This is a genomic window from Amycolatopsis thermoflava N1165, from assembly GCF_000473265.1.
Taxonomy (GTDB): Bacteria; Actinomycetota; Actinomycetes; order Mycobacteriales; family Pseudonocardiaceae; genus Amycolatopsis_E; species Amycolatopsis_E thermoflava.
In genome coordinates this window covers 492,665-515,219 of the sequence record NZ_KI421511.1, presented here as the reverse complement: position 1 = coordinate 515,219, position 22,555 = coordinate 492,665, and the positions used below count along the sequence as shown (strand labels likewise).

Annotated in this window: 23 protein-coding genes; 9 read left to right on the top strand and 14 right to left on the bottom strand. The window is 69.1% G+C overall.

Going from position 1 to position 22,555, the window contains the following annotated elements:
• Positions 1-140: 140 nt before the first annotated feature.
• A complete protein-coding gene (locus tag AMYTH_RS0102565; protein ID WP_027928996.1) occupies positions 141-776 on the top strand; it encodes a TetR/AcrR family transcriptional regulator in 636 nt (211 codons plus the stop codon).
• Between the two features lie 54 nt (positions 777-830).
• Here the strand turns inward: AMYTH_RS0102565 and AMYTH_RS0102560 are convergent, their stop codons facing one another.
• Positions 831-1,913 carry an LLM class flavin-dependent oxidoreductase gene (locus AMYTH_RS0102560; protein ID WP_027928995.1) on the bottom strand — a complete coding sequence of 361 codons (1,083 nt, stop codon included), beginning with the start codon at positions 1,911-1,913 and terminating at the stop codon, positions 831-833.
• A gap of 303 nt (positions 1,914-2,216) precedes the next feature.
• Here AMYTH_RS0102560 and AMYTH_RS0102555 point away from each other — a divergent pair, with 303 nt between their 5' ends.
• Positions 2,217-2,603, top strand: coding sequence for a nuclear transport factor 2 family protein (locus AMYTH_RS0102555; protein ID WP_027928994.1), 387 nt, complete (start codon positions 2,217-2,219; stop codon positions 2,601-2,603).
• A 135-nt stretch (positions 2,604-2,738) separates the two neighbouring features.
• Here AMYTH_RS0102555 and AMYTH_RS43475 read toward each other — a convergent pair whose 3' ends face one another.
• Both AMYTH_RS43475 and AMYTH_RS0102540 read right to left on the bottom strand, forming a co-directional pair.
• Complete coding sequence (locus AMYTH_RS43475; protein WP_037322172.1) at positions 2,739-3,626, bottom strand: acyl-CoA dehydrogenase family protein; 888 nt, start codon at positions 3,624-3,626, stop codon at positions 2,739-2,741.
• A 6-nt stretch (positions 3,627-3,632) separates the two neighbouring features.
• On the bottom strand, positions 3,633-4,757 hold the full coding sequence (locus AMYTH_RS0102540; RefSeq protein ID WP_027928992.1) for an acyl-CoA dehydrogenase family protein: 1,125 nt from the start codon (positions 4,755-4,757) through the stop codon (positions 3,633-3,635).
• 187 nt (positions 4,758-4,944) lie between these two features.
• Here AMYTH_RS0102540 and AMYTH_RS0102535 point away from each other — a divergent pair, with 187 nt between their 5' ends.
• From AMYTH_RS0102535 to AMYTH_RS0102510, 6 genes are read left to right on the top strand one after another with little or no spacing between them, the layout of a single operon-like run.
• A complete protein-coding gene (locus AMYTH_RS0102535; protein WP_027928991.1) occupies positions 4,945-5,763 on the top strand; it encodes an enoyl-CoA hydratase/isomerase family protein in 819 nt (272 codons plus the stop codon).
• A gap of 31 nt (positions 5,764-5,794) precedes the next feature.
• Entirely contained in the window at positions 5,795-7,051 is a 1,257-nt protein-coding gene (locus tag AMYTH_RS0102530) for a bifunctional 3,4-dihydroxy-2-butanone-4-phosphate synthase/GTP cyclohydrolase II (protein WP_027928990.1), read from the top strand.
• A gap of 2 nt (positions 7,052-7,053) precedes the next feature.
• A complete protein-coding gene (locus AMYTH_RS0102525) occupies positions 7,054-7,890 on the top strand; it encodes a mycofactocin-coupled SDR family oxidoreductase (RefSeq protein ID WP_027928989.1) in 837 nt (278 codons plus the stop codon).
• Entirely contained in the window at positions 7,887-8,318 is a 432-nt protein-coding gene (locus AMYTH_RS43470) for a nuclear transport factor 2 family protein (protein WP_084022481.1), read from the top strand. Before AMYTH_RS0102525 ends, AMYTH_RS43470 begins: the two co-directional genes overlap by 4 nt.
• 30 nt (positions 8,319-8,348) lie before the next feature.
• Positions 8,349-8,849, top strand: coding sequence for a flavin reductase family protein (locus AMYTH_RS0102515; RefSeq protein ID WP_027928988.1), 501 nt, complete (start codon positions 8,349-8,351; stop codon positions 8,847-8,849).
• Between the two features lie 7 nt (positions 8,850-8,856).
• Positions 8,857-10,389: a class I adenylate-forming enzyme family protein gene (locus AMYTH_RS0102510; RefSeq protein ID WP_027928987.1), complete on the top strand. Its 1,533-nt coding sequence runs from the start codon at positions 8,857-8,859 to the stop codon at positions 10,387-10,389.
• Positions 10,390-10,475: 86 nt separating this feature from the next.
• Here AMYTH_RS0102510 and AMYTH_RS0102505 read toward each other — a convergent pair whose 3' ends face one another.
• From AMYTH_RS0102505 to AMYTH_RS0102465, 9 genes are read right to left on the bottom strand one after another with little or no spacing between them, the layout of a single operon-like run.
• Entirely contained in the window at positions 10,476-11,363 is an 888-nt protein-coding gene (locus tag AMYTH_RS0102505; RefSeq protein ID WP_037322170.1) for an acyl-CoA dehydrogenase family protein, read from the bottom strand.
• Positions 11,360-12,487 (bottom strand): acyl-CoA dehydrogenase family protein, encoded by a 1,128-nt coding sequence (locus AMYTH_RS0102500; RefSeq protein WP_027928985.1) that lies wholly within the window; start codon positions 12,485-12,487, stop codon positions 11,360-11,362. Before AMYTH_RS0102500 ends, AMYTH_RS0102505 begins: the two co-directional genes overlap by 4 nt.
• A 59-nt stretch (positions 12,488-12,546) precedes the next feature.
• A complete protein-coding gene (locus AMYTH_RS43465; RefSeq protein ID WP_037322168.1) occupies positions 12,547-13,380 on the bottom strand; it encodes an enoyl-CoA hydratase-related protein in 834 nt (277 codons plus the stop codon).
• A gap of 1 nt (position 13,381) precedes the next feature.
• The gene (locus tag AMYTH_RS0102490) at positions 13,382-14,845 is read right to left on the bottom strand and encodes a carboxyl transferase (RefSeq protein ID WP_027928984.1); all 1,464 of its coding nucleotides are present in this window, start codon (positions 14,843-14,845) and stop codon (positions 13,382-13,384) included.
• Between the two features lie 9 nt (positions 14,846-14,854).
• Positions 14,855-16,213: an acetyl-CoA carboxylase biotin carboxylase subunit gene (locus AMYTH_RS0102485; RefSeq protein ID WP_027928983.1), complete on the bottom strand. Its 1,359-nt coding sequence runs from the start codon at positions 16,211-16,213 to the stop codon at positions 14,855-14,857.
• Between the two features lies 1 nt (position 16,214).
• Positions 16,215-16,712, bottom strand: coding sequence for an acetyl-CoA carboxylase biotin carboxyl carrier protein (gene accB / locus AMYTH_RS0102480; RefSeq protein ID WP_027928982.1), 498 nt, complete (start codon positions 16,710-16,712; stop codon positions 16,215-16,217).
• Between the two features lie 51 nt (positions 16,713-16,763).
• Entirely contained in the window at positions 16,764-17,609 is an 846-nt protein-coding gene (locus AMYTH_RS0102475; RefSeq protein WP_027928981.1) for a cyclase family protein, read from the bottom strand.
• Complete coding sequence (locus AMYTH_RS43460; RefSeq protein WP_037322166.1) at positions 17,606-18,271, bottom strand: 3-oxoacid CoA-transferase subunit B; 666 nt, start codon at positions 18,269-18,271, stop codon at positions 17,606-17,608. Before AMYTH_RS43460 ends, AMYTH_RS0102475 begins: the two co-directional genes overlap by 4 nt.
• A complete protein-coding gene (locus AMYTH_RS0102465) occupies positions 18,268-18,945 on the bottom strand; it encodes a 3-oxoacid CoA-transferase subunit A (RefSeq protein ID WP_027928980.1) in 678 nt (225 codons plus the stop codon). The genes AMYTH_RS43460 and AMYTH_RS0102465 overlap by 4 nt, the downstream gene beginning before the upstream one ends.
• 564 nt (positions 18,946-19,509) lie before the next feature.
• Between AMYTH_RS0102465 and AMYTH_RS43455 the strand changes: the two genes are divergently transcribed.
• Positions 19,510-19,875, top strand: a complete 366-nt coding sequence (locus tag AMYTH_RS43455) for an HAD family hydrolase (RefSeq protein WP_084022480.1) — start codon at positions 19,510-19,512, stop codon at positions 19,873-19,875.
• Here AMYTH_RS43455 and AMYTH_RS0102455 read toward each other — a convergent pair whose 3' ends face one another.
• Complete coding sequence (locus AMYTH_RS0102455; protein WP_027928979.1) at positions 19,876-21,213, bottom strand: helix-turn-helix domain-containing protein; 1,338 nt, start codon at positions 21,211-21,213, stop codon at positions 19,876-19,878. It lies immediately after the preceding gene.
• A 338-nt stretch (positions 21,214-21,551) separates the two neighbouring features.
• Positions 21,552-22,553 (bottom strand): ABC transporter permease, encoded by a 1,002-nt coding sequence (locus tag AMYTH_RS0102450; RefSeq protein WP_027928978.1) that lies wholly within the window; start codon positions 22,551-22,553, stop codon positions 21,552-21,554.
• Between the last annotated feature and the right edge of the window lie 2 nt (positions 22,554-22,555).

The window sequence follows — 22,555 nt, the reverse complement described above, 5'->3', positions numbered from 1 at the left end:
ATAAGCGGAGAAAACCGGCCAGGAACACGGCTACGGCGTTTGTTCGACCCAACTGGTTGGTTGTATCGTCAGAACCAGGTGCGAAGCGACTGACTCGACTTCGCGTCGACGATCCGACGAGTCGAGACGAGGGGACGACCATGGCCGCGAAATCCAAGGGCAGGACGACCGAGCGGCGCAACCGGGAACCGGAGATCATCGCCGCGGCGATCGAAGTCTTCCACCGCAAGGGCTACGCCGCGGCGTCGCTGCAGGACGTCGCCGACATCGTGGGCGTCCTGAAAGGCAGCCTGTACCACTACATCTCCTCGAAGGAGGAGCTGCTCGCGAGGATCTGCGTGGAGTCGCACCGGCAGTCCTCGGTGATCATGCAGGAGTCCTTGGACGCCGCCGACAACCCGCTGGACCAGCTCCGCGCGTTCCTGCACGCGACGGCGGTGTGGTACCTGACCAACATCGAGCGCGTCAGCATCTACTTCAACGAGGGCAAGCGGCTCACCGGCGCACGCCTCGAGGAAGTCCGCGCCCAGGGCCGGGAGTTCCACACGTTCATCCGGTCACTGATCGACAAGGCGCGCACCGACGAACAGGTCCGCTCCGAGATCGATCCCCGCATCGCCGCCCAGCTGATCGTCGGCGCGCTGAACAGCATCCCGACCTGGTACCGGCCGGACGGCCTGTACTCACCGGAGGAGGTCGCCGGCATCTACGTCGACATGGTGCTCGCGGCGCTGTGCAACCCCGCCCCTCCGCCGACCCGTGCGAAGTCGGCCTGACGCGCCGCAGGGGTGCTCGCGGACTCCGCGAGCACCCCTGCGCCTGTCACACCGTCAGCCGTTGGCCGCACTGGGCAGCTTCACGCGCGGAGCGACCTCCTGCGCGAGCAGCCGCAGCGACTCGTTCCACGGCGACGGGTCGTCGATGTAGTCGTAGTCGTAGATCATGAGGGTGCCGAAGCCACCGGTGGCCTCCTGGAACTCCTCCAGCTTCGCGACCACGGTGTCCGGGCTGCCGCAGAGCCAGACGTGCTCGGCGAGGAAGTCGACGTCGATGTCGGAGGAGTCCACGCCGGTCCCCTCTGCCAGACCGTCGATGATGCCGAACTGCTTGTAGACCGGCAGAAGGTACTCGGTCCACGCCCGGCCCATGCCGCCCTCCTTGGCCAGGCGCTTCGCCTCGGCGTCGGTCTCGGCGACGAAGACGTCCCGCACCACGTGGTGGTCCTCGCGCTCAGCCGTCCGGCCGGCCCCGGCGGCGGCCTCGGAGTAGACCTTCCAGTGATTCTTGAGGAAGGGAACGCCGGAGTACACCGACAACGGCAGGTAGCCGTTCGCGCCGGCGAACCGGATCGAGGGCGAGTTGGCGCTCAGACCGGTCACCCCCATCCGCACCTTGCCGCCGTAGGGCAGCATGTTGCGGAACGGGTGGCTCGGGTCCTCCTCCGGGAAACCGGCCTTGAAGAACTCGCCCTCATGGTGGAACGGCTCCCCTTTCCAGATCCGCTCCATGATCTCGATGGCCTCGCCGAGCATCTTGTGGTTCTTCGACAGGTCGGTGAAACCACGCAGCGTTCCGTCGGCCGGGTAAGCGCCCGCGCCGACCCCGAGGATGTACCGGCCCTCCAGGATCTGCGTCAGCCACGCGATCTGGATCGCCAGCGACGCCGGGTTGTGGTAGGGCAGGAGATGCGCACCCGGCGCCAGGATGATGTTTTCGGTGTTCAGCGCACAGGCCGACAGCACCATCTCCGGGTTCGGGATGCTCTCCCAGGACTGGGTCGCGTGCTCGCCGACCCAGTACTCGGTGCAACCGACCTGGTCGGCGACCGTCGCCCGATCGACCGCCCACTTGAACACCTCGCGCGCCGAGCGCGTGGGAGGCATGAACGGGGTCTGGAACACAGCAGCGTGCACGAGTTAGCTCCTTTGCCGATTGCGTCCACACTTCCCGGCCCACCGGGAAGCGGGTGACTCCGAGCCGGCGGGACGTGGCCAACCAACCGACTGTTTTGCAGAGCCTAACGGGAGGCCGAAACGTCGTCAACACGGAGTTTTAGCGATCAGCGAGCCAGGTCAACCTTGTCAACCTACCGGATGTTTGTTAACTTCCCAGCGTCGGACTCCAGCGCGGGGGTCCCCTCCCGCCCGCGAACCCGACACCTCCAGCCGTCCGTCCCTCCCGGGCGGGAGCCTTCCCGCTGACTCCGAGGAGCAAGAATGACTACTTCGAACAAGGCTGACCTGGTCGAGTTCGCCGAGACCTACATCGACGCCTACAACAGCGGCGACCTCGACCGGATCACCGCCCTCCTGGCCGAGGACGTCCGGTTCGTCCACCACAACCGCGGCGTCGACGTGCAGGGCAAGGACGCGGCCCGCCAGCTCTTCGAGACCTACGGGCAGCTCTTCCCCGGCAAGGCGTTCAGCAACCGCCGTAGCATCGCTGCCTCCGGTGACCGGGTCTTCGTCGAGCACACCTGGGGCGGCACGGCCGCGGCCGACGTGCCGGGCTGGGCCGCCGCGGGCGAGACCGTCAGTCTCGACCTCGGCACCTTCATGACCATCCGCGACGGCCTGCTCGTCGAGTACCACGACTACGGCTGATCCTCCAGCCCGAAAACGACTCCGGGGAGTGCTCCGCCAATCGCGGATCACTCCCCGGAGTCACGTTCCGAGCCGTTCACGCCCGATCCGCCCGGGCATCCCCGGTGCCCGCCCTCGCGGGCACCGGGCGAAGCCCTACTCCGGCAGCAAGCCCTGTACCAGCTCGCGCAGCGCGACCACGTGCCGCAGGTACACGTGCACCCCCATCTCCCACGTGAAGCCCATTCCGCCGTGGACCTGGATCGCGCTTTCGGCGACCGCGCGCGCCGTGGCCAGCGCGTGCAGCGCCAGGCGGCGCGTACTGACCGGCTCGGCGCCCTCACGGAAGTCGTCCGAAGCAGCCCACAGCACCGCGGTCTCGGCACGTTCGGCCAGTTCGAGCATGTGCGCACAGCGGTGCTTGATGGCCTGGAAACTGCCGATCGGAACGCCGAACTGCCTGCGCTCCTTCGCGTATTCCACCGCGTCGCGCAGACAGCGCTTCGCCGCACCCACGCCCTCGGCCGCCCAGAGCACCGCGAATTCGCGAGCAGCGACGGGATCGAAGTTCGTCGTCACTTCCAGCGCGACCGGGCGCAGAGTCAGCGGGAACGGGTCCTCGGCGCCCCGGGCAGCGTCCAGGAATCCGTCGCGCCCGGACAGAACCCGGATGCCGGCCTCGTTGCCGTAGGGGACCATCGGGCCCGCGCCGGGAACGGGCACCGACACCGTGACCGGGCCCGGGTGCTCCCGGGCCGGGCCCGACCAGCGTTTCGCGGCGAGCGTGACCACGAGCGGCAGTGGAACGCAGAACTCGCCCCAGGTCATTGCGACCTCGGCGAGGTCGCGCAACGTCGCGCCAGCCCCGCCGGCCTCCTCGGGAACGCCGATCTCGTCCCAGCCGCCCTCGCGTAGCGTCTCCCAGTCCAGCAGGCGTTCCTCGGTGTAACGGGCGATCGGTTCACCGCCGAGAGAACGCGTCAGCAGATCCCGGATGCCTTCCGCCGCCAGTGCACCGATCTTGCCTGTCGTCAGCTGTGTCATTGCCCCTCACTTCGGCAGGCCGAGCACGCGCTCGGCCATGATGTTGCGCTGGATCTCCGAGGAACCGGAGTAGATGGACGACGACCGGGTCTCCAGGTACTGGTGACGCCAGTGGCTCCGGTGATCCGGGCAGGAGGCCGCGATCGCGAGCTCGGTCATCTCCTGCCAGAGCTCGCTCCAGGTCACCTTCAGCACAGAGGCGGCACGGGCGAAGGCCACGGGATCGTCGACCAGTTCAACGGCCTTGCCGACCTGCCACCGGACGAGCTCGAGCCGGACGTCGAAGTCCTCTGCGTCCAGGAGCCGTCCTGCTCTTGCCGCGCAGCAGCGCAGGAGCAGATCCATGTCCCCGCGCATCTCGACGTAGCGGGTGATGCCCTCGATCGCGCCGCGCTCGTTCTGGAGCACGGTCATCGCGACCTTCCATCCCTCGCCCTCACCTCCGAGCCGGTCCTCCTCGGCCACCCAGACGTCTTCGAAGAAGACCTCCGCGAAATGGGACGTGCCGGAGATCTGCTTGATCGGGCGCACGGTTACGCCGGGCTGCTTCATGTCCAGCAGGAACATCGACAGGTTGCGGTAACGCGGCGCGTCGGGGTTCGTCCGCGCGAGGAACAGGCTGCGGTCGGCCACGTCGGCGAAGCTGGTCCAGATCTTCTGACCGGTGACCCGGTAGCCGTTGCCGTCTCGCCGCGCCATCGTGGAAACGCTGGCCAGGTCCGAGCCCGCTCCCGGCTCGGAGAACCCCTGGCACCAGATCTGCTCTCCGGACAGGATCCCCGGCAGGAACCTCGCCTGCTGCTCAGGGGTGCCGTGCGCGATCAGCGTCGGCGCGGTCAGGATCTTGCCGATCCGCCCGAACCCCTCGGGTGCGTGCGCGCGCGCCGCGAGCTCGTGGAACACGACCTCCTCGGCAAGCCCCAGCCCTTGCCCGCCGTACTCGCGCGGCAGCGAGAGCCCCGCGTACCCGCCGCGGTGCAGCTGCTTGTCCCACTCGCGGCGCACCTCGGTGACCTCCGCCGGCGACAGCGAGTTCCGCCGGCTCCGCCAGCGCTCGGGCACGGAGTCGCGGAGCCACTGCTCGGCTTCGTAGGAGAACCGCGACAGGTCCCCTCGCTCGGACGGCGTCATCGCCCCTCACCTTCCCGGTAACCAACCGACTGATAGGTAGACTAGAAATCGGCGCACCTCTACGTCAATGAGCGCCCAGTTTCGCCTACATTATGCGGTCGCCAGGGTCTTGAAAAGCTAGCCAAACAACCGGTAGGTTGTCGTTGTCACAGTGCAGCGACGAGGAGGACCGGTGCCCAGGCCCGACATGACAGCGACTACCCCCTCGGCCGAGGTGCGCCTCGAGCGGGAGGGACCGATCGCGTGGCTCACCCTCGACCGGCCCGATCGGCTCAACGCGCTGTCCATGCGCATGCTCGACGAGCTCGCCGAACACCTGGCTCGACTGGAGAACTCCGACGCGCGCGTGGTCGTCCTGCGCGGCGCGGGCCGCGCCTTCTCGGCCGGCTACGACGTCTCCGGCGAATCCGAGGAGATCGGCGACGCGCACACGCGAAGTTCGGTGGCCGACCGTGACCGGCAGGCGGCCTACATCGATCGCTTCACCCGGATCTGGCGGCACCCCCAGCCGGTCATCGCCGCCGTCCACGGTTACTGCATGGCCGGGGCGACCCAGCTCGCGCTGTTCTGCGACATCACCGTCGTCGCCGAGGACACCCAGCTCGCCGCCTCCCCCGCGATTCCGCTGGGCGGCGGGTTCATCTCGCCCCTGTGGTCGTTCCAGATCGGGCCGCAGCGCGCGAAGGAGATGTCGTTCGTGCCGGGCCGGCGCATCGACGGGCGCACGGCCGTGGAATGGGGGTTCGCCAACACCGCCGTCCCGGCCGCGGATCTGGAGAAGTACGTACGCGAGCTCGCGCTGTCCATCGCGAAGACGCCGGCGTCGATCCTGCGGATGAAGAAGCTCGCGATCAACCGGGTGCAGGAGATGCACGGTTTCCTCACCGTCGCCGGCATGGGCGCAGACACCGACGCGCTGATCCACACCACACCGGACGTGACCGAACTGCAGGAACTGGTCAAGGACATCGGCCTCAAGCAGGCCATCGCACACTTCCGCGGCTGACGAGCCGGCCGGCGGAACAAGGAGGTTCCCGATGCGCACGACACCAGCCGAAGCGGTCGAGCGGGCGGTGACAGCACTCGCCGAAGGACGGATGGTCGTCGTCGTCGACGACCACGACCGCGAGAACGAAGGCGACCTGATCCTGGCCGCCGACAGCGTGACCCCCGAGCAGATGACGTTCCTGGTGCGCAACACGACCGGCATCGTGTGCACCCCGATGACCGCGGACCGCGCCGACGCGCTCGGGCTGCCACTCATGGTCGAGGACAACACCGACGCCCACGGCACCGCGTTCACCGTCTCCGTCGACCACCTCGACGCCGGCACCGGGGTTTCGGCGACCGCCCGCGCACTGACCTGCCGCGCCCTGGCCGACCCCGCGACCCGGCCGGAGCAGCTCCGGCGCCCGGGCCACCTGTTCCCATTGCGGGCCAGGGAAGGCGGCGTGCTGGTCCGGGCCGGGCACACCGAGGCAGCGGTGGACCTCCTGCGGCTGGCCGGGCGCACCCAGGTCGGGGTCATCAGCGAACTGATCGGCGCCGACGGGGACATGCTCCGCGGCGAGGCGCTCACCGGCTTCGCCGCCGAGAACGACCTCCCGCTGCTCGCGATCGCCGACCTCGTCCGCTACCGCAGGGCGACCGAGGAACTCGTCGAGCCGGTCGCCGAGTCCGCGATGCCCACCGTGTTCGGGGACTTCCGGGCCGTGGCCTACCGCTCCCGTCTCGACGACACCGAGCACCTGGCACTCGTCCTCGGCGACGTCGCCGCCGCCGGGCGCGGCGAGCGCGGCGCCCTGGTCCGCGTCCACAGCGAATGCCTCACCGGCGACATCATCGGGTCCCTCCGGTGCGACTGCGGTGCCCAGCTCGAACAGGCGCTGCAGGCCATCGCCGAGGAGGGCTGCGGCGCGGTCGTCTACCTGCGGGGCCACGAGGGCCGCGGGATCGGCCTCGGCCACAAGATCCGCGCCTACGCGCTGCAAGAGCAGGGACTGGACACCGTCGACGCCAATCTGGCGCAGGGCCTGCCGGTCGACTCGCGCAGTTACGGCGTCGGCGCGCAGATCCTCGGCCACCTCGGCGTCCGCAGGCTCCGGCTCATCACCAACAACCCAGCCAAGTACGGCGGGCTGGAGGGCTACGGCCTCGAGATCGCCGACCGGGTCACGCTCCCGGTCAACCACAACCCGCACAACGTCCGCTACCTGCGGACCAAACGTGACCGGCTGGGGCACCTGCTGGCCGGCACCGAACGAACCACCGGCGACCAGCAAAGGAGCTCCTGACGATGGTGGGACGCGTCGAAGGCAAAGTCGCCTTCATCACCGGAGCCGCCCGCGGACAGGGGCGCGCACACGCGATCACGCTCGCCCGCGAAGGTGCGGACATCATCGCGGTCGACATCTGCGAGGACATCCCGGGGGTTCCCTATCCCGGCGGCACCCGCGAGGAACTCGAGGAAACCGCGAAGGCGGTCGAAGCGCTGGGCAAGCGCGTCATCACCTCAGTCACCGATGTGCGCGACCTGCCGGCACTGACCGCGGTCGTGGACCGGGGCGTGGCCGAGCTCGGCAGGCTCGACATCGTCGCCGCCAACGCGGGTATCGCGGCTGCCCCCACCACGGCGTCCGGAATGGACTACTCCGTGTGGCAGGACATGATCGACATCAACCTCAACGGCGCCTACCACACCTGCCGGGCCGCGATCCCGCACATCCAGGCGGGCGGACGCGGCGGGTCGATCGTCATCACCAGCTCCGTGGCCGGACTACATCCCTTCGCCAACATCCCGCACTACGTGACGTCCAAGCACGGCGTCGTCGGGCTGACGAAGTCGCTGGCGCTCGAACTCGGCCCCGACAACATCCGCGTCAACAGCATCCACCCCACTCAGGTCGCCACACCGATGGCGGACAACGAGGCGACCTGGCGGATGTTCCGGCCAGACCTGGACAACCCCACGCGGGAAGACTTCCTCGATGCCGCACGGACCCTGCAGGTGCTTCCCACGCCCTGGGTGCAACCGGAGGACATCGCCAACGCGCTGCTGTTCCTGGTCTCCGACGACGCCCGCTCCATCACCGGCGTCGCGCTCCCGGTCGACGCGGGCGCACTCCTGAAATGAACAGTCCCGTGAGCAAGCCGGAGATCGCCGAACTGTACGGGCGGTACGCGCAGTACTACGACGACGGGCGGGCCCAGGACTTCGCGGCGCTGTTCACCACGACCGCGACGTTCGTTCGCGCGCCCGGCGCCGAGCCGGTGATGGGACGGGACGCGATCGCTTCCCTCGTCACCGACGCCGGGACCCCGACGGGGATCCGGCACCTGGTCTCGTCCGTGATCGTCGACGAAGCGCCCGGCGAGGCCGCTCTCGGAGCAGCCTACGTGCAGGCCGTGACCGTGGACGAGAACTCGATCCGGCTGGTAACGCTCGGCCGCTACACCGACGAGTTCCGGTACGAGGACGGTCGCTGGCGATTCCACGTCCACCGCTACGAACCTTTCACCGGGACGGACCTGCGCGGCGCCGTCCTCGCGGGACCAGGCTGACCGGCCACTCGAATTGTTGGAAGGCAAACGATGATCCAGCTCGAACCCCTGTCCGACGACCCACGCGCGCTCCGGCGGGCCTTCGGCTGCTTCCCGTCGGGGGTGACCGCCGTGTGCGCCCTGATCGACGGGGTACCCGTCGGCATGGCTGCCAGCTCGTTCACCTCGGTCTCGATCGACCCGCCGCTGGTGTCGGTCTGTGTCCAGGACACCTCGGCGACGTGGCCGAAACTTCGGCCGCGGCAACGTCTGGGCGTCAGCGTCCTCGCGGAGGGACACGACGCGGAATGCCGGAGCCTGTCCCAGAAGGAGGGTGACCGGTTCGCAGGCGTGTCGTGGGAGGCCACGGCCGACGGTGCCGTATACGTCCACGGCGCGACCGCGTGGCTGGACTGCTCGGTGGAGCGTGAGCTGCCGGCGGGCGACCACGCCATCGCCCTGCTGCGCATCCACGGTCTGCGCGCGGATCCCGGAGCCGCTCCCCTGGTTTTCCACGGCAGCCGCTTCCGCACGCTCGCCGCGGTCGACTGAGCACACGATGACCGCACCACTGGGCACCGTCGCGGAGCTGATCAGCTCCGGCGCCCGCCGGCACCCGGGTCGCGTCGCGGTGGTCGAGGCCGGTGGACGGCGCCTCAGCTACGGTCACCTCGCCGACGGAGCGACGCGGCTGGGAAACGCGCTCCGCGAGCGCGGTCTCGAGCCCGGTGACCGGGTCGCCGTCTGGCTGGAAGACAGCGTGGACCACGTCGTGTTGTACGCGGCGTGCGCACTGGCCGGGCTGGTCGTCGCACCGATCAACGTCCGGCACACCGCCGCCGAGGCCGAGCACGTGCTGACCGACTCGGGTGCCCGCGCGCTCGTCCTCGGACCTGCCGTGCAGGACAAGGCCTGCGACATCTCCGGGATCGACGACCTCCTGCTGGTCGACACCGGGGACGAGACGGACTACCGCGCCTTCGTCGAGTCCGGCTCGGTCAGCCCCCTGTCCGAACCACGCCCATCGGATCTCTACATCCTCGGCTACACCAGCGGGACGACCGGCCGGCCGAAAGGCGCGCGGCTGACCCAATGCTCGGTCCTGAACCTCGCCCGGATCAACGCGCTGTCGTACCGGCTGCCGCTCGGCAGCGTCGCGGCGATGACGGGATCGATGTCCTTCGTCGCCGTGGTACCCGCGCACATCCTGACGCACTTCTACGTGGGCGGCACGGTGGTGTTCCCCGGTCGCTGGGACGTCGGATCCCTGTCCGCCCTCGTCGAAGAACACCGGGCGACGTTCACCTACGCGCCGTCACCGCTGCTCGGCGAGTTCACCGAGGCGATCCGCGCCCGGCCCGCGGCCTGGTCGAGCCTGACCACGCTGCTGCACTCCGCGTCGAAGGCGCCGCCCGAGGCGTTGCGCAACCTCGCCGACGTCGCCGGAGCGAGCCTGATCGAAGGGTGGGGCATGACCGAGAACTCCGGCGGCCTCATGACCGTGACGAGCCCCGTCGACCGCGCCGTCCTCGGCGACGCCGTGTTCGACACCGTGGGCCGCGCGGTCGCCGAGACCGAGGTGCGGGCCACCGACGCCGAGGGCAACCCGGTGACGGCTGACGGGACGACGGTCGGTGAGCTCTGGGTGCGCTCGCCCTGCCTCGCCGACGGGTACTGGCACCAGCCGGAGGCCACCGACGCCGCCTTCCGGCAGGGCTGGTTCCGGACCGGCGACCTGGGCACGCTGGATCCACACGGCTATGTCCGGATCGCCGACCGCCGCACCGACCTGATCGTGTCCGGCGGGATGAACGTCTACCCCAGCGAGGTCGAACGGGTCATCCTGACCATGCCCGGCGTCGCGGCCTGCGCGGTCGTCGGCCTGCCGCACCCCCGCTGGGGCCACACGGTCGCCGCCGCCGTAGTTCCCGAGACCGGCGCGGTCCTCACCCCGGAAGACGTCACCGCGCACTGCCGGCGGTTCCTCGCCGGATACAAGAAACCGACCATCGTGCGCATCGTCGCGTCGCTGCCGATGACCCACAGCCAGAAGATCGCGCGCCACCAGGTCCGGGGGTTGTTCCACGGATGATCCAGCCCCCGGGAACCGGAACCGAATCCTCTCGGTCCGATTCCCGGGGAGCAGTTCGGATGAGTCGCCCGCTCCGCCGGCGATGATCAGCCGTAGCGCTCCTCCAGGGCACAGACCAGCTCCCGGGCCATCATCATCTGCCGCAGCGGGAAGTGCAGACCCATTTCCCAGGTGAATCCCAGGCCCCCGTGCACCTGGATGGCCAGCTCGGCGATGTCGATGCCGCGGTCGATCGCGAACAAGGACCCGCGGAACGCCTCCCGTGGCCGCTCGGCTGCCCAGATGACCCCCGTCTCGGCCAGTTCGGCCGCGATCGCGGCGTCGGCGAGGTGGTGCTTGACGGCCTGGAACGCACCCACGGGTTTGCCGAATTGCTTGCGCTCGGCCACGAAGGCGTTCGAATCGGCCAGCAGCCGCTCCGCACCGCCGGTGGCCTCGGCCGCGAGCAGGACCGCGACCTCCCGGGCCACCGTCTCGGTGAGCGCGGTCCGGACGTCCGATTCGAGTCCGAGCATCGTCAGCGCCAGGTCGTCCGCGTGCCCGTCGGGCACGTCGGCCAGTTCGTCGGTCCCGGTTCCCAGGCCGGTCGCCAGCCGGATGCCGGCCACCTGCCCGAACGGCACGTAGCTCCGCGTCGTTCCGGAGAGCGGAAGCGCCAGCGTGACCGGGCCGTCGTGCACCGCGGCCGCCGCGGAATGGCGCTTCGCGACGAGCGTCGGGATCAGCGGCAACGGGACGCAGCCGTACCCCCAGGCGCGGGCGATCTCGGCGAGATCCCGAACGGACGCTCCGTTTTCGGGATGACCGATGAGATCCCACCCGCCTTCCGCCAGGACGCTCCACGACACGGGCGGTTGCCCCTCGGCATAGGTGGCGATGGGCGACCCCGCGGTCGCGCGCCGCAGCACGTCCCGGATGGCCTCCGCTCCCAACGTGCCCACTTCCGACGGCGTGGTGGTCATGGTGTGTGTCATCGCGGCAGTCCCAGGATGCGTTCGGACAGGATGTTGCGCTGGATCTCGTTGGTACCGGAATAGATGCTCACCGCTCGCGCCTCCAGGTACTGGTAGCGCCAATGCTCCCGGTGGATGTGCGGCGCGGTGGACAGCCCCAGCCGGGTCACGTCCTGCCACAGTTCGCTCCACATCACCTTGAGCACCGATCCCGCACGCTGGAAAGCGCTGTCGGCATCGGCTTCGCGGTCGACGACCTTGGCCAGCTGCCAGCGCAGCAGCTCGGCACGCACATCGAGTTCCCGCACGCGGTCGGCCAGTTCCGGCCGGTGCCCTACGGTTTCGATCAACAGATCGAGATCGGAACGGATCTCAACGTACCGCGTGGCCGTCTCGACGCCACCACGCTCGTCGCCGAGCACCCGCATGGCGACCTGCCACCCCTCGCCGTCCGCGCCGACCCGGTCGTCCTCAGGAACGAACACGTCGTCGAACCGGACCTCGGCGAAGTGGACGGCACCGGAAATCTGCTTGATGTCGCTGATCGTGATGCCGGGCTGGGCCATGTCGACCAGCAGCATGCTCAGGTTGCGGTAGCGCCCGGCGTCGGGCTGGGTCTTCGCGAGAACGAGGCAGCGTCGCGCGTGCTGCGCGAAGGAGGTCCACACCTTGCGCCCGGTCAGCAGGTAGCCACCGTCGACACGCCGGGCACGGGTCTGGATACCGGCCAGGTCGGAGCCGGCTTCCGGCTCCGAGAAGCCCTGGCACCACACCTCCTCGCCCCGCATCATCGGTGGCAGGTACCGCTCGCGTTGCGCAGGCGTGCCGCTCTTGATCAGCATCGGTGCGACGAGTGTCTTCCCGACGCGCGTGAGCCCGTCGGGCGCCTTGACCTTGCCCGCGAGCACGTGGAAAACCACCTCTTCGGCCAAGCCCAAACCGCGTCCGCCGTACTCCGCGGGGATCGACAGACCGGAGTAGCCGCCCTCCCACAGGATGCGGTCCCACTGTCGGCGTAGCGCGTCGGACTCCTCGCCCGTCAATCTCCCGCGGTTCTCCCGCCACCGAGCGGGCACCGCGGTCGCGAGCCATCGCTCCGCCTCGGCCGCGAACGTCTCGAGGTCGTGGGCGTCGCGTGTCGCCACCGATGTCACGTTCTTTCCTCCATCAGCTGTCGAGTCGCCACGAGCACGGCGGCGCGTTGTCATGCATCGCGGCCGAACCGTTCCGCGAACGGCGCGTTGAACGCCGCGATGGCACCTTTCAGGCCGAGCTCCTTGATCGACTCCTGGAAATACTTGACCTCCGGGGTCTGGTGCAGCAGCGCATCGGTCTCGGCCCCGGTGCGGGCATAGGTCAGCAACCCCTGCAGCTCGATCGTTCGGTTGACCGCTTCCTTCTTCAAGCGCAACAACGGCGCGGGGGTGCGTGCGAGCGAATGCGCTGTGCGCCGGACGTAGGACTCCAGGTCGTCCGCGGGCACCGCTTCGGCCGCCCAGCCCCACTCCGCCGCAACCTTCCCCGAGATCTTCCGGCCCGCGTCGAAGGACATCAGCTTCGCCCGCTGGGGGCCCACCCGGTGCACCCACAACGGCGAGAGGTATCCACCGCCCAGTGGCAGCGCGGGCGAGGTCATGATCTTGGCGTCCTCGGCGACGATGGTGATGTCGCACAAGGAGGCCAGCTGGGCGCCGCCGGCCACGCAGTGCCCGTGCACCTGCGCGATCACCGGTTGCGGGTGCCGCCAGATCCGGGTGAACAATTCGATGTTGCCCAGCAACCGGTCCCGGTCCTGGACCGGCGTGCGCTCGGCCGCGTACCCGACCTCCGCGGAGTCCGGCGCGATGTCGTACCCCGCGCAGAACGACCGCCCAGAGCCGCGGATGACGACGACGGCGGCGTCGGTGGACGTGCTCTCCTCCAGCGCGTCGCCGAGGCTCTTCAGAAGCTCGTCGGACAGCGCGTTGAGCCGGTCCGGTCGGTTGAGCGTCAACCAGGTCACCGGGCCGTCGCGCTCGACCAGCAGACACTCCTCCACCTCAGTTCGCCTTTCCCAGTTTGAGGCTGAAGTCCGGTGTGGACACCGCGAACGAGCGGCTCCCGCCGGGATCAGCGATCAGGTCGAGGATCGCGTCCACGATGTGGTTCGCGCTGCGCCGCGGGTCGGTCCGCACCGGCCCCTTGGCGATCATCTGGTCGACCTCCTCGTCGGAGAACATGTAGCGCAACAGCAGTTCCTCGTCGGAGATCCCGCTCGGGAAGTTCTTGCGGATCTCGCTCAGCGAGGGGTCCGGCCGCTCCCAGCCCGCCAGCTGCTTCGCGCGCGGACTGCTCAGGATCCGGTCCAGGACGTCCGGCGCGATCGGTGCCGGCAACGGCCCGTAGTGGCCGAGGGCGTAGTGGACCACCTCGTCCGGCACGATCTCGTACGGCTTGCCGGTGACGATGTTGAGCACCGCCTGGATGCCGACGAACTGGGAGAACGGAGTGGCCATGATCGGCGAGCCCAGATCGACGCGAACCTGCGGGATCGCCTCGAGGACCTCGGGGAGCCGATGACCCATGCCGTGGCGTTCGAGCTGGTTGATCAGGGTGCCGGTCATGCCGCCGGGCAGCTGGTGATCGTAGATCCGCGGGTCGTACTCGGCCGGCACGCCCAGCGGGTGCCCGCCGATCCGCGCCGCCTCCTCCAGGCTCGCCGCCACCGGCGCGAACGTCGAGGTGTCCAGACCGTGGGTGTGGCCCAGGTGCTCGACGATCACGCTCATCATCTCGGTGGAGGGCAACGACGGGCCGTTGGCCAGCGGCCGCGACGCGGTGTGCAGCCGCTGGAAACCGCTCTCCACGGCGACGATGTAGTTGTGCTGCGCGAGCCCCGTCGTGTTGTGCGCGTGCATCTCCAGCGGGATGTCGCCCGTCGCGGCCCGGATTGCCGGCAGCAGCGTCTTGGCGCGCTCCGGCTTCAGCACGCCGGCCGCGTCCTCGACGTAGACCGACTCCACGCCCGGCCACGAGGCCATCTGCCCGGCGCGCTCGGCGAAGAACGCGTCGTCGTGCACGTCGGTCAGCCCGTACATCACCGCGGGCACGGGCTGACCGCCGGCCTTGGCAACCACCTCGGCCATGTGCCGCATGGTCTCCATGTCGTAGAGGCAGTCGTACAGCCAGAAGCTGGTCGCGCCGTGCTTGATCAGCGTGCTGATCCACAGGTCGAGGATCGCCTGCGGCGTGGGGGCGAAGCCGACGCAGCTGATGGTCCGCAGGCCCGAGCGCAGCTCGTTCCCGCCCAGACCGGCGACGAGGAAGTCCAGCGTGCCCCACGGATCGTCGTGGTACTCGCGCAGCAGAACCGTGAACATGCCGGCACCGGTCAAGTCGATCGTGCGGTACCCGGCGCGCCTGAGGTGAGGCAACGCGGGCGCGGCCTCGAAGGCGCGCATCCGCATGCCCCACAGGCTCTGCTGACCGTCGCGCAGGGTCTGGTCGACGAAATCGATGTTCATCGGACTCTCCTAGTCGTCCAGCCACGAGGGCAGGAACTGCTCCTCGAGCCAGCGGGTGGTGACCGGGGCTTCGGCGAAGGCGGGATCGTCGAGGATGGCCCGGTGCACGTCGACGGTGGTCGAAATGCCCTCGGCCCGTGTGCGCGCGAGCGTCCGGCGCATCAGGTCGACCGCGGCGGGACGGTCGGGCGCGTGCACGATCACCTTCGCGACCAGCGAGTCGTACCAGGGCGCCACGACCGCACCATCGTGGGCGTAGGTGTCGACCCGGACACCCGCCCCTTGCGGCACGGTCCACTTTTCGATCCGTCCGGGCGTCGGCCGGAAGCCGGCCCGCGGATCCTCGGCGTTGATGCGGCACTCGATCGCGTGGCCGTCGAGCCGCACATCCTCCTGCCGGAAGGACAGCGGTTCGCCCCGGGCGATGCGCAACTGCTCGCGGACGATGTCGACACCGGTGACCATCTCGGTGATCGGGTGCTCCACCTGGACCCGGGCGTTCACCTCGAGGAAGACGAACCGGTGCGTTTTCGCGTCGACCAGGAACTCGACGGTGCCGGCCCCCACGTAGCCCAATGCCCGGCAGAGCTTCACCGCGGAGGTGCGGATCGCCTCGGCGAGTTCCTCGGGCAGACCCGCACCGGGCGCCTCCTCGATGATCTTCTGGTAGCGGCGCTGCGTCGAGCAGTCCCGTTCGCCGAGGTGGCAGACGTTGCCGTGCGTGTCGGCGAGGATCTGCACCTCGACGTGACGCGCCTTCTCGATGTAGGGCTCCAAGTACACGGTCCCGTCACCGAACGCCCGCTCGGCCTCGGTGGAGGACCGCGCGAACCCGGCGCGCAGATCGTCCAGGTTGCGAACGATCGTCATGCCACGGCCGCCACCACCGGCGGAGGCTTTCAGCAACAATGGGAAGTTGTCCAGCGCTTCCGCGGCGCGCACGGCGTCCGCCACGTCCCGGAGCCCGGGTGTGCCCTTCCCGGTCGGGATCCCGGCCTCCTCCGCGACGTCCCGGGCACCCAGCTTCGAACCCGAGCGCCTCATGATGTCGGCCGGCGGCCCGACGTAGGTGATCTTGTTATCTTCGCACGCGTCCACCAGCTCGGGACGCTCGGACAGGAAGCCGTAGCCGGGGTGCAGCGCGTCGCACCCGGCGTAAAGCGCCGCCGCGACCACCCGATCCACCGACAGGTAGCTGTCCGATGCCGACGCGGGACCGATGACGACCACCCGGTCGGCCAGCCGGGCCGCGAGCGAGTCCGTGTCGGCCGCCGAAACGGCCAGCACACTTTCGATCCCCTCGTCGAAGCAGGCGCGCACGATGCGGACGGCGATTTCGCCGCGGTTGGCGATGAGCAGGCTCCGCATCTCAGTTCTCCGGCTGGATCGTCACCAGCGGCGTGCCGAACTCGACGCCCTGCGCGTTTTCCGCGTGCACCGCCGTGACGGTGCCGGCCACTCCGGCGGTCACGTTGCTCATCAGCTTCATGACCTCGACGATGCCGATCGTGTCATCCGCGGCAACCTTCGAGCCGACCTCGACGAACGGCTTCGCACCGGGCTCCGGGGCGCGCCAGAACACGCCGACGCTGGGCGCGGTCACGACGTGGCCCCCCTCGGCGGCGGGCTCGGGTTCCTGCGGGGCGTGCGGAGCCGGGACCGCCGGAGCAGCGGCGACGGGGGCGGGAGCAGGCGCGGCCGCCGCAGCTGGAGCGGGAGCCGTCGCCGGGGCGGACGCCGAGTCGAGAGTCGCCCCGTTGCGGGCGACCGCGACCCGGACGTCCCCGACGACGACCTCGGCCTGGTCCCACTCCGACTCCTGCAGGGCGGCGACGATGAGCTTGATGTCCGCCGGGGTGAGCGTCATTGGTCTGTCCTTCAGTCGAACGATTCGAGGGAGTTCCGGGCGCGCCCGGGCTTACACGAAGGCGAGGGGACGGATGGGGGAACCGGTGCCGCCCTTGATGCGCAGCGGGGTGGCGACGAAGAAGAACCTGTCGTGCACCCCGTCGGCCGCGAGCCCCTCCAGGTAAACCGATTCCATGATGGGAATCGCGGACTTCATGAGGAAGTGCACGTGGACGTCGAGCGCGGGAACCGTCCACTCCGGCTTGTGCTCGAAGCTCGCGGTGTCGCCGCCCACGGCGAGAACACCCCGTGCGGACAACCACTCCGCCCCGGAGAGCGACACGCCCGGCAGTCCGACACCGGTGCCGAGATAGCGCTCGGGAGTGTCCCAGTACTTCATCAACCCGGTGCGGAACAGGACGACCGAACCGGGCCCCGGCTCCGGGCGCTCGGCGAACCACTCCTCGAGCTCCCGCGCACCGAAACCGTCGCGGTTCGTCATCTCCCGCCCGAACAGCGCCTCACCGTCGACGAGGTGACCGGGCCCGACCAGCGGCGGGAGTTCCTCGACCGAACCGATCGGCACACCGTCCGTTTCGGACTGCACGGAGGTGATGTCACGACCACCCGTGACGCACCCGTCGACCGAGATGTGGCCGAGGGAGTCGACGTGCGTGCCGCAGTGACCGGGCATCGACATCAGCTCCATCGCGGCCGAGATGCCCTTCGGGTAGTTGTGGTCACCGTGCTGCTGCACGAGCCGGTACCCGAAGCGCTCGTGGGCGGCGTGTTGTGTCATGCCGACTTCCAGCCGCACCGCCAGGTCGTACGCCTTCGACGTCCGTGTGGGCCAGGTCGTCGACCCCGTCCAGGCTCGCCCGCCCCAGGACACCGGAAGCGCGTTCGTCTCCGTCATGATGTTCCTTTCCCGGTCGCGCCCGGCACGGTGTCGATGAGGTCGAGACCGCTGCGCTGACGAAGATCGTCGATCTCGACGCCCTCAGCGAGTTCGACGACGCGGAACCCGTCCGGAGACGGCTCGAAGACCCCGTGATCGCTGTAGACCCGCTCGACGCACCGCGTCGCCGTCAGCGGATAGGTGCACGTCTTGACGAGCTTGCACTCTCCGGAGCGGGTGAACAGGTCCATCGCCACGAAGACGTGCCGGGCGCCCACCGCAAGGTCCATCGCGCCGCCGACACCGGGGATGACCGTGGGCGACGTCGTCCGCCAGTTGGCGAGGTCACCGTCCTGCGACACCTGGTAGGCACCGATCACGCAGTAGCTCAGGTGGCCGCCGCGGATCATGCCGAAGGACTCGGCGTGGTCGAAGTAGGCGGCACCGGGCTCCTCGGTGACGTGGATCTTGCCCGCGTTGATGAGGTCGGGGTCGATCTCGTCCTCCGTCGCCGCGCGTCCCATCCCCAGCATGCCGTTCTCGGTGTGGAGGATGAACTGCTTGCCTTCGGGAACGTGGTCGGCGACCAGTGTCGGCATGCCGATCCCCAGGTTCACGTAGGCGCCGTCCGGGATGTCCCGGGCCGCCCTGGCCGCGATTTCGTGCCGAGACCAGCTCATCGATCCCCCTCCGCTGCGAGAACCACCCGGTCGACGTAGATTCCCGGCGTCACGATGACCTCCGGATCGAGTGCCCCGACCGGGACGATGCCACCCACCTCCGCGATCGTGACTTCGGCGGCGGCGGCCATCAGCGGCCCGAAGTTGCGGCCCGTCTTGCGGTAGACGAGGTTGCCGTGCGCGTCGGCCCGGTACGCGCGCACCAACGCGAAGTCGGCGACGAGCGGCCGTTCGAACACGCACGGACGGCCGTCCAGAACCCGGACTTCCTTGCCCTCGGCCAGCTCGGTGCCGTAGCCGGTCGGCGTGTAGAACCCCGCCACGCCCGCACCGGCGGCCCGGATGCGTTCCGCCAGCGTGCCCTGGGGCACCAGCTCCAGCTCGATCTCCCCGGCGAGGTACAGCTCGTCGAACACGGTCGATCCGATGGCTTTGGGGAACGAACAGATCACCTTGCGCACCCGCTTGGCGGCGAACAGCTCCGAGATCGCCTTACCGCCCGCCCCGGCGTTGTTGTTGATCACAGTCAGGTCCGTGACGTCTGACTCGAGCAGGGCCTGGATGAGCAGATCCGGCTGGCCGGGCGGCCCGAACCCGCTGATCATCACCGTGGCACCGTCGCCGATGCCGGCGATGGCCGCCTCGGCCGAGGGGACGACTTTGTCTACCGCCACACGTGACTCCTTTCGATCCAAACGATTGGTAGGTTACCTACCGCCGAGCCGGAGCGAAAGAGGCGAGCGTGATCGCCTCAGCGCGAGAAGAGATCGCGCTGGGTCGCGCGAGCAGGTCAAGAGGCGCTCACTGCCGACCGTTTGTTTGATACTTGGCCACGGGCGTGGCATGCTGAGCCGTCCCGCGTGACGAGGAGGTGGCCCGTGAGCGGCCCGACATCGCCGTCCGCTCTCGCCCGAGCGGAGTTCCTGATCGACACCGAGTGCGGCTGCCTGTGCCGCCCGATGGACCACGACCACGGCATCTGCGGCGAAACCGCCGCTCCCGGGCTGCTGGTTCCGCTCGGCCCTGGGTCAGCCGTTCTCGTGTCCGCCTGGATCCGCGGAAGAAGTCAGCGAAGGCCGGCGGCCGCAACCGCGTCGTGCGCGCTAAGGGCGGCGCTTGACCTGTTTCACGTCCATCAGCGAAGACCCGCCGCTCCTGAAGACGCACCTGTTGCGCCAATTGGGTGAGGTGAGCGACGTGCACAGTCCGTGCCCATCACCTGACCTAAAGCCGCAGGGATACGAGTCGGCCTGGCCGGGAACCAGACCGCACGAGCGGAGCAAATCCTCAAGGCGTTGGCCCTACCGGTCGATGTGATCGGCACGTCCGACAGCTGGGGCGTAGAGAAACCCTCCGTTGCCTTCTTCAGCCGCGTGATTGAGGAAGCTGGCGTGCCGGCTGCCTCCGTTCTGTATGTCGGCGACCGGTTGGACAACGATGTCAAGCCGGCACAGCAGGTCGGCATCGCAACCGCCCTGGTCCGCCGCGGCCCCTGGGGGAACAATCGTCGGGACCCCGTGGTGGAGGAGCAGTGTTTGTTCTCGCTGGACGGCTTGCACCAGCTCCCAGCTCTTGTCCGCGAGTACAACGCGACGCGCGGGTGATCAAGCTTCGCTGATCGCAGGAACTTCGAGAGCGTTGAGCCTCTCCTCCAACTCGGCGACGTAGCGCGTGGCACTCAGGGCGTCTCGCACCTCGACCGCGCGCTGCGCCGCCATGCCGTAGCGCGTCGCCATCGCCTCATCGCAAGCTCGGCCCGCCGTTGCGGCCGCAGATTCGGCGTCGAACGACGCCTGTGCATTGGCGAGGTCGAAGAGCAGGACACCCCGCTGCTTGTCCGATGTGTCGGCGCTCAAGGCGGCTTCGAGCCGATCGGCTGCCGCGCGATGTTGACCCGCCAGCAAGAGCGCATTGCCCGCGAACCCGTCGAGCCGCGAGGAGTCGAAGTAGTCAAGCCACGTCGGATCCGAGCCGTCGCTCACGAGGGCGTCCTCGGCGGCGCGGACATGACCGAGGCTGGCCTGCACCTGACCGGTACGCGCTGGGACTTCGGCGCCGACGCAGTGCAGCCACGAGCGCAGCAACGGCCCCGCACCACGGGGGACATGTGCGTACGCTTCGTCCAGGTACTGCTGTGTACCTTGCTTGTCCTGCGCGAACCCAGGGACGAACGCTCTGTGCGCGAGCACAGCGGCAACCAGAGCGTGATCACGCGAGGCTTTCGCGGCGTTTTCGGCCGTGTCGAAGAACTGCTCTGCTCGAACGGCATCTGCCAAGTCGAAGAAGGTGAGTGGCGCCGCGATCAAGGCTTCTTCGGCGACCGCCGCGGCGAGATGACGGGCGCCGGGCACCTCGACATCACTTACCGCTTGAAGCTTGCGGACGCCCTGCCCTGCGTGTGCGACCACCGACGGCAGCAGATCGGAGGCCGAACTGTCCCAGTACATTTGGCGATGAGAGGCGGTGACCGCGGAGTACGCTTCGACCATGCGAGGATCCAGGCGGTTGCCGCGACCCTCGGCGAGTGTTTCGATCGAGTCCGGGATCTCACGTCCGCTGGCCGCCAACGGCGCCAGGCTCATCCCGAAAACGCCTTTCAGAAACAGCTCGCGGCCGAACTGAGGCCCGCCGCCCATCATCTCCAGCATCACCCTCTTCACCAACTCGCCGACCAGGCGTCGGTCGACAGGATCATCGACGTTCGCGGACAGCTCCGGGCTGGGGCGAAGCGCCATTTCCTCGGGAGTCAACAGGCCAAGCTCGGCTGCGGGCTTACCGAAGACCAGAACGAGGTGCTTCTTGTACAGAGGGTCCGGTCGGCGGTCGCCGGACTCCCACCGGCGAACTACGTCCCCGTTGACGCCCGGCGTTCCGTCGCCCGCGTCCGTGACACTGCGCCTGAGCTGCTTGGCGAGCTCGTCGCAACTCCATCCACGCTGCACCCGATGCCACGTCAGTTGCCCATTCGGNGGGTGCTTCGGAACCGAACTACGACGCGTCGCCACCCATCCTCCTTGGCCTAGCCGGCGTGACCTCCCGAACCGAGGATAGCCCGTGATCAGGTGGGTGCCAGGCCTGGAAGTGGATTGGACGGTCAGTGGACGGCGCTCGGACGGTTGACGGCCGGAGGCGGGAGTGAACTTCTGCCCGTCAGCTCGTCGAGGTTCCCGCTGCAATTTTTCGACGTGTCACTGAGAACGAAGATGCGAGCGCCACGCGAGCGCGCCACGCTCGCCGACCTCCTCAAGGCGTTACACGGTGATGCGCCATTTCGATTGAACTAGCCCTGGTCGGCTCCTGTGATGCTCTCCCTGATCGCCGAGCGCGGGTCGAGCAGCGCGAGCGCCACGTCGACGAGGAGGTTCACCAGCAGCACCCCGAGGCCGTAGACGAGCACCACGCCCTGCACCAGCGGGTAGTCCTTGGCGAGGATGGACTGCACGATGGTGCTGCCGAGGCCCGGCCAGGCGAACACGTTCTCCACCAGCACCGTCCCCGCGACCATCGCGCTGAGCAGCAGCCCGCCCAGCGTCAGGGTCGCCGTCAGCGCGTTCGGCAACGCGTGCCGCAGGTAGATCCAGCTGGCCGGGAGCCGCTTGGACCGGGCGGTGCGGATGTGGTCGGCGCGCAGCTCGGCGAGCATCTCCACCCGGGTGATCCGGGCCAGCACCGCGGCCGGTCCGGCGGCCAGCGCCAGCACCGGCAGCAGGTAGGACTCCGGTCCGGACCGCCCGGCCACCGGCAGCCACCCGAGGCTGACCCCGAACACGAACACCAGGCCCACCGCGATGAGGAACTCCGGGATCGCGGCCAGGACAGCGGTGGCGGAGGTGAACGCGAGCTCGGTCGTCCGCCGCTTCCCGCCGCGGGTGAGCACCGCCATCACCGTGCCTGCCGGGATCGCCACCGCGACGGCGAGGAGGAACGCGTACCCCGCGATCTCCAGCGTGGCGGGCAGCCGGTCGCCGATCACCTGCGCGACCGGCAGGCCGGAGCCGAGCGAGGTGCCGAGATCGCCGGTGAACAGGTTCCCGAGGTAGTGCAGGTACTGCTGCCACAACGGGTCGTCCAGGCCGAGCGCGGCCCGGCGGGCCGCGACGAGTTCCGGCGCGGCGGTCGGCCCGAGCGCGGCCCGCACCGGGTCGCCCGGGATGAGGTGGATCATCCCGAACGCGGCGGTGAGCAGGACCCAGACCGACACCAGCACCCTGGCCAGCCGCCGCACGGCGAACCGGAACCAGACGTTGTCACCCAGTCCGGCCGGGCGGATCGCGGTGGTCACCA